This is a genomic window from Streptomyces sp. NPDC052721 (genome assembly GCF_040678315.1).
Taxonomy (GTDB): Bacteria; Actinomycetota; Actinomycetes; order Streptomycetales; family Streptomycetaceae; genus Streptomyces.
Map to the genome: position 1 here is coordinate 1 of NZ_JBFATL010000054.1, position 17,169 is coordinate 17,169.

The following is a 17,169-nucleotide window of genomic DNA, read 5'->3' on the forward strand; positions in this document are numbered from 1 at the left end:
CGAGGGCCGGGGCCCGGCACGCCGAGAGCACGCACCTGACGCCGCGCGGCCCGCCCTCCGGGCGGACGACGGGAGTTTGACGACAGGACCTAGCCGCCGGGGTCGGGCCGGCCGGCGTCAGCTGCGGCGCCGGCGCCGCCGTACCCACCGCACCCGGCGGACGAGCACGATCACCCCGGCGGCGAGCGTCCCCGCGTACAGCCAGCCCGCCTGGGTGGCGAGCCCGGTGACCAGCCCCATCAGGCGGCCGAGCAGCCCCCCGCCGCCCTCGGTGACCGGCACCAGCCCGACGGCGAACGCGATCGGTACGACGACGGGCGCGGTCAGCACGTCCCCGCCGCGCACCCACAGCGCGGTCAGCACGCACACCGGCAGGAACAGCACGCCGTAAACCGTCGGGGAGGCGCCGAACAGCAGCTGGACCAGCCAGCCGAGCAGGAACATCGCCGCGAGGCAGAACAGCCCGCTGCCGAGCCCCGTCAGCCGCGGGTTCGGCAGCCGCCCGCCCGCCGCCCCGCGCCCCGCGGCCCGCCCGTCACCCGGCGCGGGCCGGCGCCCACCACCGGGCCCGCGCTCGCCGCCCACCCGGCGTCGTCCCTGCGCCGGCAGCGGGGCCGACGGGGGTGTGCCGCGTCGCGGTCCGTCGTTCGGGGGTCGCGATCCGTGTTGCTCCACAGGGACCAACCTAGGTCTGTTTATGTGTCGAATCGCCCGTGAGACACGCCGATGGCCAGAGCTTGGCCGGACGATCACCGCTCTCGTGAGGCGGGCGCGCGGGACGCCGTAAACTGGTGGATCGGCCAGTGTCGGTCTCTGGCCCCTGGCAGCCCCTGGCCCACTCAACTACGGGAAGTCGCAACGTGTCGCTCACGATCGGAATCGTCGGCCTGCCCAATGTCGGCAAGTCGACCCTGTTCAACGCCCTGACCAAGAACGACGTGCTGGCGGCCAACTACCCGTTCGCCACGATCGAGCCGAACGTCGGCGTCGTCGGCGTGCCCGACGCCCGCCTCGCCCAGCTCGCCTCGATCTTCAAGTCGGAGCGCATCCTTCCGGCCACGGTCGACTTCGTCGACATCGCCGGCATCGTGCGCGGTGCCTCCGAGGGCGAGGGCCTGGGCAACAAGTTCCTCGCGAACATCCGTGAGTCCGACGCGATCTGCCAGGTCATCCGCGCCTTCAAGGACGAGAACGTCGTCCACGTCGACGGCAAGGTCTCGCCGAAGGACGACATCGAGACCATCAACACCGAGCTGATCCTCGCCGACCTCCAGACCATCGAGAAGGTCCTGCCCCGCCTCCAGAAGGAGTCGCGGATCAAGAAGGACATCGCGCCCAAGGTCAAGGCCGTCGAGGAGGCCAAGGAGATCCTGGAGAAGGGCGACACGCTCTTCGCGCACGGCATCGTCCAGGGCAGCGAGCGCGCCGAGCTCCTGCACGACCTGCACCTGCTCACCACCAAGCCCTTCCTCTACGTCTTCAACGTCGACGAGGACGAGCTGGTGGACGAGGACTTCAAGAACGAGCAGCGCGCCCTGGTCGCCCCCGCCGAGGCGATCTTCCTCAACGCCAAGCTGGAGGCCGACCTCGCCGAGCTGGACGAGGAGGAGGCCCTGGAGCTCCTCCAGTCCGTCGGCCAGGACGAGCCCGGCCTCGCCACCCTCGCCCGCGTCGGCTTCGACACCCTCGGCCTGCAGACCTACCTGACCGCCGGCCCCAAGGAGTCCCGCGCCTGGACCATCAAGAAGGGCGCGACGGCCCCCGAGGCGGCCGGTGTCATCCACACCGACTTCCAGAAGGGCTTCATCAAGGCCGAGGTCATCTCCTTCCACGACCTGGTCGAGGCCGGCTCGGTCGCCGAGGCCCGCGCCAAGGGCAAGGCCCGCATGGAGGGCAAGGACTATGTGATGCAGGACGGGGACGTGGTGGAGTTCCGCTTCAACGTGTGATCAGACCGTTACCGCACGTCACAAGATCCGTCCCGGTCGCAGGTGGCAAGGGGTCGAGCTGAAGAGCCCGGCCCCTTCCGTCTTTCCGCGCGGGAGGTGCCGGTCAGCCGGGGAAGACGTGGTCGTGGCTGACGTGGCGGGACCGCAGGAGCAGCTCGCCGTCCTCACCCCGGACCAGGACGTCGTGGACGACGCAACTGGGTCCGAACTCGGGACCTTTGACGTCGGCGTGGACGGTGAGCACCAGGCAGTAGCTCGTCGCCGTGATCGAGCCGTCGGGCGCCTCGCTCAGCGCCACGTGGTTGAACCAGTGCCGGCGCTGGATCCTGCGGGCGTCGAACTTGCGGTGGAAGTCCTCCAGGACGGCGATGATCCCGGCACGGGTGTGGGCGGCGGGCAGCGTGGGGGAGTGCTTGAACTCGCCGTCCTCGGTGAAGGTCGCGGCGTAGCCGGCGAAGTCGCGGCCGTCCAGCTTCTGCATCTGATGGCCGTAGAACGACAGGACCTCGGCATACAGGCCGGTGGGAAGCGCAGTCATGGTCATACGGCCACGGTCGCCCCGTGGCCTCGAAGCCCGCTCGAGCCGGGTTCGAGCGGGCCCTGCCAGCCTCGTCGCCATGAGCACCGTGACAGTGATCGGGGCGGGCACGATCGGCCTGGGATGGATCAATCTGTTCAGTGCCTGCGGGCTGACGGTACGGGTCAACAGCCGCAGGCCTGACGCCCGGCGCGTCGTGCGCGAGGGGCTCGAACTGTTCTCCCCGGGCCGGGCGGACGAGCTGGCGGCGCGGATCGAGTACGAGCCGGACGTCGGCCGGGCGGTGACCGGAGCGGACCTCGTCTCCGAGAACGCCCCCGACGACCTGCCTCTCAAGCAGCGCCTGTTCGCCGAGATCGGCGAGGCCGCCGCGGACCACGCCCTCGTACTGTCCTCGACGTCGAAACTGCTCCCCGACGATCTGAGCCGGGACATGCCCGGACCGGGCCGGCTGGTCGTCGCCCATCCGTTCAACCCACCGCACATCGTTCCGCTGGTCGAGGTGATCGGCGGGGAACGCACCGACCCGCAGGCCGTCGCGAGGACGGTGGCCTTCCTGGAGTCGGTCGGACGGACCCCGGTCGTGCTGCGCCGGGCGCTGCCCGGCTTCGCCGCCAACCGGCTGCAGTCCGCGCTGCTGCGCGAGAGCATCCACCTCGTCCTCGAAGGCGTGGTGACCGTCGAGGAGCTCGACCGGATCGTCACCGACTCGATCGGGCTGCGCTGGTCCACCATCGGACCGTTCCACGCGTTCCACCTGGGCGGCGGTCCGGGCGGCCTGCGCAAGTGGCTCGAGCATCTCGGCAGTGGCCTCGAACAGGGCTGGCGGGGGCTCGGACAGCCCGCCCTCACCTCACAGGCCGTCGAGGCCCTGGTCGCACAGACCGAAGCCGCCTACGGACACCGCGGCTACGCCGAGCTGGTCCGGGACCGTGACGACCGGCACCACGCCGTACTGGCCGCCCTGGGGCGGACCGGGCAGCCCCAGGAGGAGGAGAAGTGATGCGTGCCGTGCAGTTCGACCGGTACGGGGATCCCGACGTGCTGTACGTCGCCGAGCGCCCGGTCCCCGAGCCCTGCCCCGGCCAGGTCAGAATCGCCGTCGAGGCCGTCAGCGTCGGCCACGCGCAGACCCAGATGCGGCGGGACGTCTTCCCCGCGCCGATGTGGCGGCCCGTCTTTCCCGTCGTCCTCGGCGGCGACGTGGTCGGCAGGATCACCGCCGTGGGGCCCGGTGTGGCGGCCCTGCGCGCGGGGGACCGGGTCGGCGCCTTCACCCTCTACGGCGCCTACGCCGAGCAGGTCGTCGTCGACGCCGTCACCGTCGTACCCGTACCCGAGGAGCTGGACGCCGCCGAGGCCGCGGTCCTCCCGGGCACCGGACTGATCGCCCTCGGCATTCTGCGGACCGGGCAACTGGCCAAGGGCGAGACGGTGCTGGTGCACGCCGCGGCCGGCGGCGTGGGCCACATCGCGGTCCAGCTCGCCCGGGCAGCCGGGGCCGGCCAGGTCATCGGCACCGCGGGCGAGGCCGGCAAACGCGAGTTCGCCCGCACCACGGGCGCCGACGCCGTCGTCGACCACCGCTCCCCGCACTGGGCCGAGGAGGTCAGGGAACTCACCGGGGGACGCGGTCCCGACCTGGTCCTGGACGGTGTCGGCGCCGAGGTCCTCCAGCAGGGCATCGGCCTGCTCGCCCCGGGCGGCCGGCTGGTGTTCTACGGCTCGTCCGGCGGCGAGCTGGAGATCCCGCGGGTGTCGGTGATGGACCTCATCGGCATCAAGTACGTCACCGGCTTCGCGCTGTCGGCCTGGCGGCTCGGCCGCCCGCACGAGTACGAGGCGGGCGTCGCCGAACTCACCCGGCTGCTGCTCGACGGACAGGTCAGGTCCGCCGTGCACGCCCGGCTGCCCCTGGAGCGGGCCGCCGAGGCGCACACCATCCTCGAGGCCAGGGCCCAGCTGGGCCGGGTCGTGCTCATTCCCTGACCCGTTCCCGGCCTCCGCTGCGAGCCGCGTTCGTTCGCTTTCGTGCGCGTTCGTTCGCGTCCCAGGAGTCCGTGTTTCAAGAGTCCGTATTCCAAGAGTCTGTGTTCCAAGAGTCCGAAGGAGACCTCGCATGAGCTCGTCGCGTCACCACGTGATACGTCTGACCACCGCGTCCGCCATCGCCCTCGGGGGCGTCATGAGCCTGGGCACCAGCGCGCATGCCGCGAACGTGGACGTGCCGTACGAGTGCCGGACCTATGTGCAGGGCAACACGCACCCGGTCTACGACTACAAGCGCGGGTTCGACGTCACCGTGCCCGCCTCGGTCCACGCGGGCAAGAAGTTCCAGGCCACGTACGACCCGGCCCCGATCACCGCCTTCGCCCAGTACAACAAGACCGTCACGGACGTGCGGGTCGCCTACCGGATCCCGGAGGGCGCGAAGGTCAAGAAGCTGCGGCTCACCGGAGGCAGCGGCCTCGGCGACTCCGTTCTCGACGTCAAGGTCGAGGGCCAGGACATCGTCGTCAGCGCGTCCGGCCCGTTCGAGGGCGGTGTCGAGTTCGACCTGCCGACGCTGAAGGTCTCCTACAAGGCACCGAAGGACGCCGGTACGCTCAACTTCGGCCCAGGCGGCTCCAGTTACGAGAAGCCCGGCTTCTACTGGTACCGCTACCAGCCGATCCTGGACGAGTGGGGCCCGTTCGAGTGCTTCCCGGACCCGGCGAAGCCCCAGACCGTCCTGGCCAGCACGCAGGTCGAGAAGTAACAGCACCGTCACAACGAATGTGGAGAACGCATGCCTAAGGCCGTAGCCATCCACCAGTTCGGCGGGCCGGACGTACTGGGCCTCATCGAGGTCCCCGAGCCGGAGCCAGGACCGGGCCAGGTGACGGTCCGGGTGCGGGCCGCCGGGGTCAACGGGTTCGACTGCCGGGTGCGCTCCGGTGGCATGCGGGGTCGTTATCCGGTCGAGTTCCCGCAGATCCTCGGCAACGAGTTCGCCGGGGTCGTCGAGCGGATCGGGCCGGAGGTGACCGGGTTCGCGCCCGGCGACGAGGTCCTGGGGTTCGCCGTGCTGCAGTCCGGCGCCGAGGTGCTCGCCGTCGGCGCGGACCAGATCACCGCCAAGCCGCCGGAGCTGTCGTGGGAGGTCGCGGGGTCCCTCTCGGCCGTCGGGCAGACCGCTGACATCGCGGTGGCGGAACTGCGGGTCGGCCCGGGGGACACCGTGCTCGTACACGCCGCGGCCGGCGGGGTCGGCAGCCTCGCCGTCCAGCTCGTCCGGGAGCGGGGCGGCACGGCGATCGGCAGCGCCGGCGCGCACAACCACGACTATCTGCGGTCGCTGGGCGCACTGCCCGTCGCTTACGGCCCGGGCTTCGCCGACCGGGTGCGTTCCCTGGCCCCGGAGGGCGTCGACGCGGCCCTCGACTGCCACGGGGGACCCGAGGCACTCGCCGTGTCGCTCGAACTCGTCGCGGACCGGACCAGGATCGCCACCATCGCCAACTTCCGCGCCGCGGCCCAGGAGGGCATCCTCATGCCGCAGGTGGTGCGGTCCGCCGAGCGGCTCGCCGCCTTGGCCGCGCTCTGCGCGGAGGGCCGGCTCCGGCCGCACGTCGAGGCCGTCTTCCCCTTCGCCAAGGCGGCCGAGGCCCACCACCGGCTGGAGCAGGGCCATGTGCGCGGCAAGCTCGTCCTGGTGCCGGACCTGTGACACCGGGCCCCGGTCGACCGGGCGGCCCGGCGGACGCGGGGCATCCGCGGCGCTGGGCCGTCCTCGGAGTGCTGGTCCTCAGCCTGGTGAGCATCATCCTGGACAACACCGTCCTCAACGTGACGCTGCGCACCCTCACCGACCCGGAGCAGGGCCTCGGGGCCTCGCACAGCCAGGTCGAATGGGTGCTCAGCGCCTACACGCTGGCCTTCGCGGCGACGCTGTTCACCTGGGGTGTGCTCGGTGACCGGCTGGGCCGCAGGCGCGTGCTGCTGCTGGGCCTCGGTCTGTTCGGGCTCTCGTCCCTGGCCGGAGCCTACGCCGGGACACCGGAGCAGCTCATCGCGGCCCGCGCCTGCATGGGGGTGAGCGGCGCGGCGGTCCTGCCGAGCACCCTCGCCACCATCGCCGCCGTCTTCCCGATGCGGGAGCGCCCCAAGGCCCTCGGGATCTGGGCGGCTTCGGTCGGCTTCGCGCTCGGGATCGGGCCCGTCACCGGCGGGCTGCTGCTCGCGCACTTCTGGTGGGGCTCGGTCTTCCTGGTCAACGTGCCGATCGTGGCGGTCTGCCTGGTGGCGGTGGTGCTGTTGGTGCCCGAGACCCGGGGCGCCGCGGGCAAGCGGGTCGACGCGGCCGGGCTGCTGCTCTCGATCGCCGGTCTGGTGCTGCTCGTCCACGGAATCATCGAGGCCGGCCGGACCGGCGGGGTCACCCAGCCCACGGTCTGGGGAACCGGCCTGGCGGGCCTCGGCCTGCTCGGCGTCTTCCTGTGGCACGAGCGCCGTACCGCGGAGCCCTCGCTGGACCTCGGCTTCTTCCGGTTGAAGGCCTTCTCCACCGCCGTCGCGGCCGTCGGCTTCGTCAGCTTCGCGATGATGGGCTTCCTCTTCTTCAGCGCCTTCTACCTGCAGAGCGTGCGTGGCTACACCCCGCTGCAGGCCGGGAGCTGTACCGTGGCGCTGGCCGTCGCGAACGTGGTCTGCGGTCCCCTCAGCACTGTCCTGGTGCGATCGATCGGCCCTCGGAACGTGTGCGCGGCCGGCATGCTGGCGGTGACCGCCTCACTCTCCGGAGTCGTCCTCGTGACCCAGCACGCTCCGCTCTGGCTGATCCTCGTCTTGTTCGCCGCCCTGGGAGCAGGCGTAGCGTGCGTCATGCCGACCGCAGCCGTGTCCATCATGAACGCGATCCCACGCGAGAAAGCGGGCGTGGCCTCCGCGATGAACAACACCGTGCGCCAGCTGGGCGGCGCCCTGGGCGTCGCGGTGCTCGGCTCCGTCATGGGCGCCGCCTACCGCGGCGGCATCCAGGACCAGCTCGCCGTACTGCCGCCTTCCGCGCGGCACGAGGCCGGCGAGTCCTTGGATGCCACGCTGCTGGCTGCGACTCGGCTGGGGGAACCCGGACTTGCCGGTCCCGCACGGCAGGCGTTCGTGGACGCCATGCATCTGGCCGCCGGGGCAGCCGCCGCGGTGGCCCTCGCGGGCGCCCTCGCCGTGCTCCGCTGGCTGCCCTCCACCGTCACGACTCCGCCGCCCGCGGCGGGCCCCGTGCCCGGCCGGGAGCATTCCGAACACACCAAGACCCAAGGGAACTGACATGCCTTTCACTCCTGACGAGCTCGAGTACTACGCCTCCCAGAACCTCGGCCGGCTGGCCACCGTGGCGCCCGACGGCCAGCCCCAGGTCAATCCCGTCTCTTTCCGGATCAACACCGAGACCGGAACGATCGACATCGGCGGGCACAACCTGACGGCCAGCAAGAAGTTCCGCAACGTCACCAAGCACGACCAGGTCGCCTTCGTCGTCGACGACCTGCTCTCCACGCAGCCGTGGAACGTGCGCGGTATCGAAGTGCGCGGCCGGGCCGAGGCACTGACCGACGCCCAGCCGCCGCACCCCTACTTCGGCACCGCGATGATCCGTATCCACCCCCGGCGCATCATCACCTGGGGCATCGGCGAGGACCCCGCACAGCGCGGCCGCGACGTCTGACCGAGGCGCCTTCGACTCTGTTTCGAGTGGCCCTCGATGCCCTCTTGCCAGGGTGGAGCCCGTAGGACGGGCACACCACGGGGAGGGCCGGATGAGCACAGAAATCTTCCGTGAGGATTTCACCGGGGGACTGGTGACCGAGGGACCGGGCGCGCCGTGGCGGCTGCGTCCGGTCGACGGTCTCCCCGGAGGAGACGGGGTGGTTCGCGGCGGGCCGGACGGCCTGGTGGTCGTGCCGAGCGCCGTCCAGCAGCGGACCAGGCGGCCGGCGTTCACCGAGCCCAAGCCAGGGCCGGACGGTGCACCCCCGCTCCATCTGCGGTGGGGTGCCTTCACCACCGGCGGCACCGCCTCGCCGCGCGGCGGGTACACCGCGGCGCCGGGCGAGGTGCTCGCGGTCAGGGCCGAGGTGGGACTGCGCGGCTTCGGCCTGCGCTCGCATCCGTACGACGACGTGACGGAGCCGACCGCGGACCCCCGGCTCGGCGCGGGCGGTCTGATCTCGGTCGATCTCGAGACCGGCGTCATCTTCGACTTCTTCCTCACGCACAGCCGCCTCTACGCGGTCTACGAGCGGCTCGCGCTGCAGCCGGACGCCGAGTTCGCGTCCTTCACCTACTGCGTCCCGGTGGCGGACCGCACCCCTGGCACGCTGCACCGGCTCGAGGTCGGTTACGACGCCGCGGCCGGCACCGTCCACTGGAAGGCCGACGGGCGCGAGGTGCTGTCCGTGGACCGGATCGGCTTCCGCGCGCTGGACGCGCGCTGGCTCCGGCGGGACAACGGCGGCCGGGAGGAGGCCGTACGGCCGCGGGGACTCAGCTTCGGCCTCGGGCTCTTCCTGGAGCGCTACTTCGGCCAGGGGGCGCGGCTGTCGGTCCGCCGGCTCTCGGTGTCCACCTCGCCCGCCGGTTCCCGCGACTCGTGACGACGACCAACGAAAGGCACAGCCATGCCCGATGAGAACAAGCCCGTACTGGTCCTCGGCGCCACCGGCAAACAAGGCGGCTCCACGGCCCGGTACCTGCTGGAACGCGGCTGGACCGTCCGGGCCTTCGTCCGCGACCCGGACGCGCCCAAGGCCAAGGAGCTGCGGGAGCTGGGCGCGAGCCTGCACACCGGCGACCTCGAGGACGCCGAGTCGGTGCGCGCGGCGATGAAGGGCGCGTACGGGGTGTTCAGCATCCAGACGCCGATGACACCGGCGGGCGTGGAGGGCGAGGAGCGACAGGGCAAGATCTGCGCCGATGCCGCTCGCGACCTCGGCATCCAGCACTACGTACACAGCTCGGTCGGCGGGGCGGAGCGGCCGGAGGGCGTGAACTGGCGGCTGTCCAAGCTCGCGATCGAGCAGCGGATCCAGGAGAACGAGCTGAACTTCACGTTCCTGCGGCCGTCGTACTTCATGGAGAACCTGAACCACGACATGTCGCCCCTCGTCATGGAGGACGGCGTGCTGACCTTCCGGCGGGGGCTCGGGCCGACCAACACCCTGCAGATGATCAGCGGCCCCGACATCGGCTACTTCGCGGCCGACGCCTTCGACGAGCCCGAGACCTTCAGCGGCGCCAAGATCGAGCTGGCCGGGGACGAGCTGACCGGCGAACAGATCGCGGACGCGTTCGGCCGGCACACCGGACTGCCCGCCCGCTTCGTCTCGGTGCCGATACCGGAGCTGCGGCGCACGGGCTTCGAGTGGCAGGCCATCTCGTACACCTGGCTCAACGGGATCGGTTACCACGCCGACATCCCGGCGCTGCGCGCTCGTTTCCCGCAGATGCTCACCCTCGACCAGTGGCTGGCCAAGACCGGCTGGGCCCCGAGGGATCCGGCATGAGCGAGGACACGATGACCCGGGAGCGGTCACCCCTGGAGGCCGGGGCCCGCCGGATCGCCGAGCTCGCCGGGAAGCGGGCAGCCGACGCCGAGCGGCAGCGCCGGCTGAGTCCCGATGTCGTCCGCGCGGTCCTGCAAGCCGGTTTCGCCGCCCACTTCGTTCCGGTGGCCCACGGAGGCAGGGCCGCGACTTTCACCGAGCTCGTGGAGCCGGTCGCGGTGCTGGGCGAGGCCTGCGCCTCGACCGCCTGGTACGCGTCGCTCACGGCGAGCCTCGGGCGGATGGCCGCCTATCTGCCGGACGAGGGCCAGGCCGAGCTGTGGTCCGCCGGCCCCGACGCCCTGATCGTCGGTGCCCTGATGCCGCTCGGCCACGCGGAGAAGACGGCGGGCGGCTGGCGCGTCTCGGGCACCTGGCCGTTCGTCAGCGCCGTCGACCACTCCGACTGGGCGCTGGTGTGCGCCAAGGCGGGGGAGGAGCCGTGGTTCTTCGCGGTGCCGCGACAGTCGTACGGGATCCTCGACAGCTGGTACCCGATGGGCATGCGTGGAACCGGCAGCAACACCCTGGTGCTGGACGGGGTGTTCGTGCCGGACTCGCGGGCCTGCACCCGTGCGGCCATCGCGGCCGGCCTCGGTCCGGGTGCCGAGGCGATCTGCCACACGGTGCCCATGCGGGCGGTCAACGGGCTGGCCTTCGCGTTGCCGATGCTCGGCGCGGCCCGCGGCGCCGCGGCCGTGTGGACCTCGTGGATCGCCGCGAAGCTGGCCGGGCCGACCGGGCAGAACGCCGTCTCCTCCCAGGACCGCGTGCTGTACGAGCACACCCTGGCCCGGGCCACCGGTGAGATCGACGCGGCCCGGCTGCTGCTGGAGCGGGTCGCGGCGGTCGCCGACGCCGGCGGGGTGACCGGCGAACTCGTCGGCCGGGGGGCGCGGGACTGCGCCCTGGCGGCCGAGCTGCTGACCGCCGCGACCGACCGGCTGTTCGCCTGTGCGGGTACCAGGGCGCAGGCGGAGGACAGTCCGATGCAGCGCTTCTGGCGCGATGTGCACGCGGCTGCGAGCCATATCGGGCTGCAGTTCGGGCCGGGAGCGACGTTGTACGCCGGAGAGCTGCTGAGGAGGAGCAACGATGGCTGAAGTGAACGATCCCCGGGTGGGTTTTGTCGCCGTCGTCACCTTCCCCGTGGACGGCCCCGCCACCCAGCACAAGCTGGTGGAGTTGGCCACGGGCGGGGTGCAGGAGTGGATCCGCGAGGTGCCCGGCTTTCTGTCGGCCACGTACCACGCGAGCACGGACGGCACCGCGGTCGTCAACTACGCCCAGTGGGAGAGCGAACAGGCCTACCGGGAGAACTTCAGCGCCGACCCGCGCTCGGCGGAGCTGCGGGAGGCGCTGAGTTCGCTGCCCGGGCTCATGGGACCGCCGAAGGCCGTCTTCATGACCCCGGAAGGGACGATTCTGGCGTCCTGACGTCGTCGTCCGCCTCGTCGCCGGCTCCGGCCACCAGGCCGGCGATGATGATCTCCAGTCCGAGCTCGAACCGACGGTCGGAGTCGAGCGAGGTGATCGGGCCGGCCAGGTGGACCAGGTTCGGGAACTGGGCGGCCGGCAGCGACTTCAGATAGCCGTGGAGCTGGTCGGCGAACATGCCGGCCTGCTCCTGGCTCTCCTCCGCCCCGCTGTGCCGGGACGACTGCTCCAGGGCCTCCGCCGTGACGAAGGTCGACAAGAGGTCGCCCCCGTAGGCGGCGAGTTCGTCCCGCAGGCCCCCCGCGCGCAGCAGGTTCAGGGTGCGCTCCATCCCCAGGATCCCGTTGGGGCCGAGCGGGACCCGGTCGATCGCGATGCGCGCCAGGTCCCGGTGGGCCAGGAACATCCGCCGCAGTGACCGGCACATCTCCTTGACCTGCTCCGCCCAGCGGCCCGGCTCCGGTTCCGGGATCTCCACCTCGGTCAGCACCAGGTCGAAGACGAGGTCGAGCAGTTCGTCCCGGTTTCCCACGTGCGCGTACAGCGAAGCGTGGCCGGTCTTCAGCTCCTGCGCGAGCCGCCGCATGCTCAGGGCGTCGAGCCCCTCGGCGTCGAGGATGCCGAGCGCCGTCTCGACGATCCGGTCCTGCGTCAGGGGCATGCGCGGCGGCGCCTTCTTCGGCCGGCGCCACGGAGGTACCGGGATCTCCTCGGGCATGGGCCTCCTTCCTTCGCTTCGCACGTCGTCCTCATCGTAGGGCATCGTCGGCCACCGTTTCTTGACACGACCACCGTTCCACTATAGAACGGTGGTCGTTCATGGATCTATAGTCGAGGACCCCGGGGGACGCCATGAGTTCCGTTGAACCAGACGAACCGGACAGCATCGCGGCGCCACCGACGGCGCTGGTGCCGGAGCAGGACCCCGGGCCGGACGACACCGCGGCCGAGCCCCCGCCCTACGCGCGCCGCTGGGCCGCGCTGGCCGTCATCCTCGGCGCCGAGATCATGGACCTGCTCGACGGCACGGTCATGAACGTGGCGGCGCCCGCGGTCCGCGCCGATCTGGGCGGCAGCCTCAGCGTCATCCAGTGGATCACCGTCGGGTACACGCTTTCCTTCGCCGTCCTGCTCGTGGTCGGCGGCCGGCTGGGCGACATCCACGGCCGCAAGCGCATGTTCGTCGTCGGCGCCGTCGGATTCACCCTGGCCTCCGTGCTGTGCGCGGTGGCGGGCAGTTCCGAGATGCTCATCGCCGCGCGCTTCCTGCAGGGCGGGCTGGGTGCGCTGATGATTCCGCAGGGGCTCGGCCTCATCAAGCAGATGTTCCCGCCCAAGGAGACCGCGGCGGCGTTCGGCGCGTTCGGTCCCGCCATCGGACTGGGCGCCGTGCTCGGTCCGATCATCGCGGGATTCCTGGTCGACGCCGATCTGTTCGGTTCGGGCTGGCGGTCCGTCTTCCTGATCAACCTGCCGATCGGGGCAGCCGTGGTGACCGGAGCGGTGCTGCTGCTGCCCGAGGGCAGGGCGCCCGTGCGGCCGAAGTTCGACGTCGTCGGCATGCTGCTGGTGACCCTCGGACTGACCCTGCTGATCTTCCCGCTCGTCCAGGGGCGCGAACGCGGCTGGCCCGCCTGGACGTTCGTGCTGATGGTGGCCGGAGCGGCCGTGCTCGCCGCCTTCGTCGCCTACGAACTGCGGCAGGACAAGCGCGGCGGTGCCACGCTGATCGAGCTCAGCCTGCTGCGCAGGTCCCGCTACGCCGTGGGACTGGCGGTGGCGCTGGTGTTCTTCACCGGCATCTCCGGAATGTCGCTGCTGCTCGGCCTGCACCTGCAGATCGGCCTGGGCTTCAGCCCGACCCGGGCGGCGCTGACGATGACGCCCTGGTCGGTGTTCCTGGTCGTCGGCGCGATCCTGACCGGGGCTGTGCTGGGAGCGAGGTTCGGCCGCAAGGCCCTGCACGGCGGGCTCGCGGTGCTGGCACTCGGCGTACTGATCATGCTGCTGACGATCCGCGACCAGGCCGGCGGGCTGACCAGCTGGGAGCTCGTCCCGGGCATCGCCGTGGCCGGCCTCGGCATGGGCGTCATGATCGGTCTGCTCTTCGACATCGCTCTGGCCGACGTCGACAAGCAGGAGGCCGGCACCGCCTCCGGGATCCTCACCGCGGTACAGCAGCTCGGCTTCGCGATCGGCGTCGCGGTGCTCGCGACGCTGTTCTTCGGGCTGCTCGGATCCCAGGCGACGGCAAGCGTCGCCGACGGCGAGAGCCGGACCCGGGCCGAACTCGCCGCCGCCGGGGCGACCCCGGCCGAACAGGATCGCCTGCTCGCCGACCTGCGGGAGTGCCTGAGGGAATCGGCGAACCAGAAGAACTCCGAACAGACGCCCGACAGCTGCCGGAACATCGAGCAGGCCCGGCCGCAGCTGGCCCAGGCCACGGCGCGCGCCTGGCATACGGCCCACACCCAGAACTTCAGCACCGCGATGGTCCGCACGCTCTGGGTCGTGATCGGACTGCTGGCGGTGTCCTTCGCGCTGGCCTTCGGGCTGCCGCCCAAGCCTCGTGAGGAAGAGGGTTTTTGATGACACGCAAACTGCTGGCCTGGCCCGGCGGACGCCGGGTCAAGTGGCTGGTCCTCGTGGGCTGGATCGGTCTGCTGATCGTGCTCCAGCCGCTGGCCGGGAAGCTCGGCGACGTCGAGTCCAACGACGCCGCCGCCTGGCTTCCCGGCAACGCGGAGTCGACCGAAGTGCTCAAGCTCTCGGAGAAGTTCCAGCCCGCCGACACCAGCCCGGCCATCGTCGTCTACGACCGCCCGTCCGGAATCACGGCCGCCGACGAGGCGAAGGCCCGGGCCGACGCCGCGGACTTCGCGGACGGCACCGACGTGGTGGGCAAGCCGTTCGGCCCGGTGCGCTCGGAGGACGGCAAGGCCCTGCGCACCGTGGTCAACGTCCACCTCGGCAAGGACGGCTGGGAGGGGCTCAACGAGGCCACCAAGGATCTGCGGGAGACCGCGCAGCCGAACGCGCCCGACGGTCTCGGCGTCCATGTGACGGGCCCGACCGGCTACGCCGCCGACTCCGCGGAGTCCTTCAGCAGCGCCGACTTCAAACTCACCCTGGTCACCCTCCTCATCGTCGTGACGATCCTCGTCGTCACCTACCGCAGTCCGCTGCTCTGGCTGCTGCCGATGATCTCCGCGGGCATGTCCCTGGTCATCTCGCAGGCCATCATCTACCTGCTGGCCAAGCACGCGGGACTCACGGTCAACGCCCAGACGGCGATGATCCTCACGGTGCTGGTGCTCGGCGCGGCCACCGACTACGCGCTGTTGCTCGTCGCCCGCTACCGGGAGGAACTGCGGCGGCACGAGGACCGGCACGAGGCCATGGCCGTGGCGCTGCACCGCGCGGGTCCCGCCATCGTGGCCAGCGCCGCCACCGTCGCCATCAGCATGCTCGTCCTGCTGCTGGCCGCGCTGAACTCCACCAAGGGGCTCGGCCCGGTCTGCGCCGTCGGCGTCCTGGTCGGCCTGCTGTCGATGATGACGCTGCTGCCCGCCCTGCTGGTGATCTTCGGACGCTGGATCTTCTGGCCGGCCCGGCCGAAGCAGGGTACGGAGCCCGACGTCACGCGCGGTGTGTGGGCACGGGTCGCCCGGCGGGTCTCCGGCCGCCCGCGTGCGGTGTGGATCACGACCAGCCTGGTGCTCGGAGCGGTGGCCACGCTGGCCGTCACCCTGAACGCCGACGGGCTGCAGCAGAAGGACGGCTTCAAGACCAAGCCGGAGTCGGTGGTGGGCGAGGAGATCCTCGCCCGGCACTTCCCGGCCGGTTCCGGTGAGCCGATGGTCGTCATCGCCAAGGACTCCTCGGCGTCCCAGGTGCGCGCCGCACTGGAGACGGTGCCCGGCGTCACCGAGGTCGCGGAGCCCCGGGTCAAGGACGGGCTGGTCTATCTCGAGGCGACGCTCCGCGCCGGAGCCGACAGTCCGGCGGCGATGGCCGCGGTCACCTCGGCCCGCGAGACCCTCGGCCGGCTGGACGGGGCGGAGGCGATGGTGGGCGGCAGCAGCGCCGTCGTCCACGACATGCGTGAGGCGTCCGGCCGCGACCGCGACCTGATCATCCCGGTGATCCTCGCCGTGGTGTTCTGCATCCTCGCGCTGCTGCTGCGGGCACTCGTGGCCCCGCTGCTGCTGATCGCGAGCGTGGTGCTCTCCTTCTTCACGGCGCTCGGCCTCGCCGCCTTCTTCTTCAACCACGTCTTCGACTTCGCGGGGGCCGATTCCGCCTTCCCGCTCTGGGTGTTCGTCTTCCTGGTCGCCCTGGGCGTCGACTACAACATCTTCCTCGTCACCCGGATCAGGGAGGAGAGCAGCCGGCTCGGCACCCGGCTGGGCGCGCTCAAGGGGCTGACCTCGACCGGTGGCGTGATCACCGCGGCCGGTCTGGTGCTGGCCGGGACCTTCGCCGCACTGGCCACGCTGCCGCTGGTCTTCATCGCCGAACTCGGCTTCACGGTGGCGGTGGGCATCCTGCTCGACACCATGATCGTGCGCTCGGTCCTGGTCACCGCGCTCACCCTCGATGTCGGCCGGTGGATGTGGTGGCCGCACCAGCTCTTCCGGCGCGAGGACACCCCCGAGGAAAAAGCCGGAGCGGGAATTTCCGATTCTACGAATTCGGAAGTACCGGCTCCTCTTTCCTGAAGGAAAGTCAAAAAGTGTGGATCAGCGCGGTCGCCGCAGGTCACCGCGCTGATTTATACGTGGATCAATAAATGATCGCTTGTGACGCCAGCCACAGTTGAAATCGGTCAACTAGGACTGTTAGTGTCGCCCCTAAGAAACGGAGAATCTCGACGGGGGCGCAGGATGAGATTCAATCTGTTGGGGCATGTCCATGTGATCACCGATACCGGGCGGTTGATTCCGCTCAAATCCTCGAAGGCGACCCAGCTCCTCGCGTTGCTGCTGCTCAGGCGGCACGAGGTGGTGGGCTCGGGGGTGCTCATCGAGGAGCTGTGGGCGGACGACCCGCCGCGCAGCGCCATGACGACACTGCAGACCTACGTCTACCACACCCGCCGGCTCCTTGCGGAGCATCAGGTGACGAGCGAAGAACGGGACTTGGTCCTGACCCGACCGCCCGGTTACTTCGCGCTGCTCGACGACGACGAGCTCGATGTCATGATCGCCGAGCGGCTGATCCGCGCGGGCAGCCGCCTGCTAGAGGAGAACCGGCCCGAGGAGGCGCTCGCCTCGCTGAACGCGGGACTGGATCTCTGGCGCGGCCCGGCGCTGTCCACCGTGCCGTGCGGCCGGGTGCTCGAAGGCCATATCGCTCACCTGGAAGAGCTCCGGCTCTTCGGGGTGCAGCTCCGCATAGATGCGAATTGGCGGCTGGGCAGGATAGGGCCGATGATTCCGGAGCTCCGGTCCCTGGTAATTTCACACCCCCTGAACGAGACCCTGCACGCCAAGCTCATGGGGGCGCTCTACAGGGTGGGCCGGCGGGCGGAGGCGCTGGCGTCGTACCGAAATCTCCGGCAGATCCTGTCCGACGAACTGGGCGTGGACCCGACACCGGAAATTCAGCGCATGCATATGGAGATCCTCAACGGTGACCATGTGCTCGTGTAGGCACCGCCCGT

17 protein-coding genes are annotated in these 17,169 nt (G+C 70.8%); 14 read left to right on the top strand and 3 right to left on the bottom strand.

Translation table 11 applies throughout. The features are described 5' to 3' along the window. Window positions 1-117: 117 nt before the first annotated feature. A complete protein-coding gene (locus tag AB0L21_RS34920; protein WP_365701459.1) occupies window positions 118-675 on the bottom strand; it encodes a DUF6542 domain-containing protein in 558 nt (185 codons plus the stop codon). Window positions 676-860: 185 nt separating this feature from the next. On the opposite strand from AB0L21_RS34920, the gene ychF reads away from it, so the two are divergent. After that, window positions 861-1,949, top strand: coding sequence for a redox-regulated ATPase YchF (gene ychF / locus AB0L21_RS34925; RefSeq protein WP_365788255.1), 1,089 nt, complete (start codon window positions 861-863; stop codon window positions 1,947-1,949). Between the two features lie 103 nt (window positions 1,950-2,052). On the opposite strand, the gene AB0L21_RS34930 is transcribed toward ychF, so the two are convergent. Beyond that, entirely contained in the window at window positions 2,053-2,493 is a 441-nt protein-coding gene (locus tag AB0L21_RS34930) for a nuclear transport factor 2 family protein (RefSeq protein ID WP_365788256.1), read from the bottom strand. Between the two features lie 73 nt (window positions 2,494-2,566). Here AB0L21_RS34930 and AB0L21_RS34935 point away from each other — a divergent pair, with 73 nt between their 5' ends. The 10 genes from AB0L21_RS34935 to AB0L21_RS34980 all read left to right on the top strand — a co-directional run bounded on the left by AB0L21_RS34935 (window position 2,567) and on the right by AB0L21_RS34980 (window position 11,504). Next, on the top strand, window positions 2,567-3,490 hold the full coding sequence (locus tag AB0L21_RS34935) for a 3-hydroxyacyl-CoA dehydrogenase NAD-binding domain-containing protein (protein ID WP_365701431.1): 924 nt from the start codon (window positions 2,567-2,569) through the stop codon (window positions 3,488-3,490). Then, window positions 3,490-4,476, top strand: a complete 987-nt coding sequence (locus tag AB0L21_RS34940; RefSeq protein ID WP_365788257.1) for a zinc-binding dehydrogenase — start codon at window positions 3,490-3,492, stop codon at window positions 4,474-4,476. The genes AB0L21_RS34935 and AB0L21_RS34940 overlap by 1 nt, the downstream gene beginning before the upstream one ends. Before the next feature lie 130 nt (window positions 4,477-4,606). Beyond that, on the top strand, window positions 4,607-5,245 hold the full coding sequence (locus tag AB0L21_RS34945) for a hypothetical protein (protein ID WP_365701428.1): 639 nt from the start codon (window positions 4,607-4,609) through the stop codon (window positions 5,243-5,245). Between the two features lie 30 nt (window positions 5,246-5,275). Beyond that, the gene (locus tag AB0L21_RS34950; protein WP_365701427.1) at window positions 5,276-6,196 is read left to right on the top strand and encodes an NADP-dependent oxidoreductase; all 921 of its coding nucleotides are present in this window, start codon (window positions 5,276-5,278) and stop codon (window positions 6,194-6,196) included. Window positions 6,197-6,282: 86 nt separating this feature from the next. After that, window positions 6,283-7,794: an MFS transporter gene (locus tag AB0L21_RS34955; RefSeq protein WP_365788258.1), complete on the top strand. Its 1,512-nt coding sequence runs from the start codon at window positions 6,283-6,285 to the stop codon at window positions 7,792-7,794. A gap of 1 nt (window position 7,795) precedes the next feature. Further along, a complete protein-coding gene (locus AB0L21_RS34960) occupies window positions 7,796-8,191 on the top strand; it encodes a PPOX class F420-dependent oxidoreductase (protein WP_356117822.1) in 396 nt (131 codons plus the stop codon). A 91-nt stretch (window positions 8,192-8,282) separates the two neighbouring features. Beyond that, window positions 8,283-9,119 (top strand): DUF6081 family protein, encoded by an 837-nt coding sequence (locus AB0L21_RS34965; protein WP_365788259.1) that lies wholly within the window; start codon window positions 8,283-8,285, stop codon window positions 9,117-9,119. A gap of 24 nt (window positions 9,120-9,143) precedes the next feature. Next, on the top strand, window positions 9,144-10,028 hold the full coding sequence (locus tag AB0L21_RS34970) for an NmrA/HSCARG family protein (protein ID WP_365701421.1): 885 nt from the start codon (window positions 9,144-9,146) through the stop codon (window positions 10,026-10,028). Then, window positions 10,025-11,170 carry an acyl-CoA dehydrogenase family protein gene (locus AB0L21_RS34975; protein ID WP_365788260.1) on the top strand — a complete coding sequence of 382 codons (1,146 nt, stop codon included), beginning with the start codon at window positions 10,025-10,027 and terminating at the stop codon, window positions 11,168-11,170. Before AB0L21_RS34970 ends, AB0L21_RS34975 begins: the two co-directional genes overlap by 4 nt. Further along, window positions 11,163-11,504, top strand: coding sequence for an antibiotic biosynthesis monooxygenase (locus tag AB0L21_RS34980; protein WP_365701417.1), 342 nt, complete (start codon window positions 11,163-11,165; stop codon window positions 11,502-11,504). Before AB0L21_RS34975 ends, AB0L21_RS34980 begins: the two co-directional genes overlap by 8 nt. Here the strand turns inward: AB0L21_RS34980 and AB0L21_RS34985 are convergent. After that, a complete protein-coding gene (locus AB0L21_RS34985; RefSeq protein ID WP_365788261.1) occupies window positions 11,470-12,267 on the bottom strand; it encodes a TetR/AcrR family transcriptional regulator in 798 nt (265 codons plus the stop codon). The two genes, AB0L21_RS34980 and AB0L21_RS34985, sit on opposite strands and share 35 nt — an antisense overlap. 89 nt (window positions 12,268-12,356) lie before the next feature. Here AB0L21_RS34985 and AB0L21_RS34990 point away from each other — a divergent pair, with 89 nt between their 5' ends. From AB0L21_RS34990 to AB0L21_RS35000, 3 genes are all read left to right on the top strand, one after another. After that, on the top strand, window positions 12,357-14,093 hold the full coding sequence (locus AB0L21_RS34990) for an MFS transporter (protein ID WP_365701412.1): 1,737 nt from the start codon (window positions 12,357-12,359) through the stop codon (window positions 14,091-14,093). Then, on the top strand, window positions 14,093-16,225 hold the full coding sequence (locus AB0L21_RS34995) for an MMPL family transporter (protein ID WP_365788262.1): 2,133 nt from the start codon (window positions 14,093-14,095) through the stop codon (window positions 16,223-16,225). The genes AB0L21_RS34990 and AB0L21_RS34995 overlap by 1 nt, the downstream gene beginning before the upstream one ends. A 165-nt stretch (window positions 16,226-16,390) precedes the next feature. After that, window positions 16,391-17,158 (top strand): AfsR/SARP family transcriptional regulator, encoded by a 768-nt coding sequence (locus tag AB0L21_RS35000; protein WP_365701408.1) that lies wholly within the window; start codon window positions 16,391-16,393, stop codon window positions 17,156-17,158. Window positions 17,159-17,169: the final 11 nt, after the last annotated feature.

What these genes read in the sequence shown, in the direction of transcription:
- AB0L21_RS34965 (WP_365788259.1), top strand. Translation starts at nt 8,283, where the DNA reads ATGAGCACAGAAATCTTCCGTGAGGATTTCACCGGGGGACTGGTGACC.
- AB0L21_RS34975 (WP_365788260.1), top strand. Translation starts at nt 10,025, where the DNA reads ATGAGCGAGGACACGATGACCCGGGAGCGGTCACCCCTGGAGGCCGGG.
- AB0L21_RS35000 (WP_365701408.1), top strand. Translation starts at nt 16,391, where the DNA reads ATGAGATTCAATCTGTTGGGGCATGTCCATGTGATCACCGATACCGGG.
- AB0L21_RS34960 (WP_356117822.1), top strand. Translation starts at nt 7,796, where the DNA reads ATGCCTTTCACTCCTGACGAGCTCGAGTACTACGCCTCCCAGAACCTC.
- AB0L21_RS34940 (WP_365788257.1), top strand. Translation starts at nt 3,490, where the DNA reads ATGCGTGCCGTGCAGTTCGACCGGTACGGGGATCCCGACGTGCTGTAC.
- AB0L21_RS34950 (WP_365701427.1), top strand. Translation starts at nt 5,276, where the DNA reads ATGCCTAAGGCCGTAGCCATCCACCAGTTCGGCGGGCCGGACGTACTG.
- AB0L21_RS34990 (WP_365701412.1), top strand. Translation starts at nt 12,357, where the DNA reads ATGAGTTCCGTTGAACCAGACGAACCGGACAGCATCGCGGCGCCACCG.
- AB0L21_RS34935 (WP_365701431.1), top strand. Translation starts at nt 2,567, where the DNA reads ATGAGCACCGTGACAGTGATCGGGGCGGGCACGATCGGCCTGGGATGG.
- AB0L21_RS34945 (WP_365701428.1), top strand. Translation starts at nt 4,607, where the DNA reads ATGAGCTCGTCGCGTCACCACGTGATACGTCTGACCACCGCGTCCGCC.
- AB0L21_RS34980 (WP_365701417.1), top strand. Translation starts at nt 11,163, where the DNA reads ATGGCTGAAGTGAACGATCCCCGGGTGGGTTTTGTCGCCGTCGTCACC.
- AB0L21_RS34970 (WP_365701421.1), top strand. Translation starts at nt 9,144, where the DNA reads ATGCCCGATGAGAACAAGCCCGTACTGGTCCTCGGCGCCACCGGCAAA.
- AB0L21_RS34985 (WP_365788261.1), bottom strand. Translation starts at nt 12,267, where the DNA reads ATGCCCTACGATGAGGACGACGTGCGAAGCGAAGGAAGGAGGCCCATG.
- AB0L21_RS34995 (WP_365788262.1), top strand. Translation starts at nt 14,093, where the DNA reads ATGACACGCAAACTGCTGGCCTGGCCCGGCGGACGCCGGGTCAAGTGG.
- AB0L21_RS34930 (WP_365788256.1), bottom strand. Translation starts at nt 2,493, where the DNA reads ATGACCATGACTGCGCTTCCCACCGGCCTGTATGCCGAGGTCCTGTCG.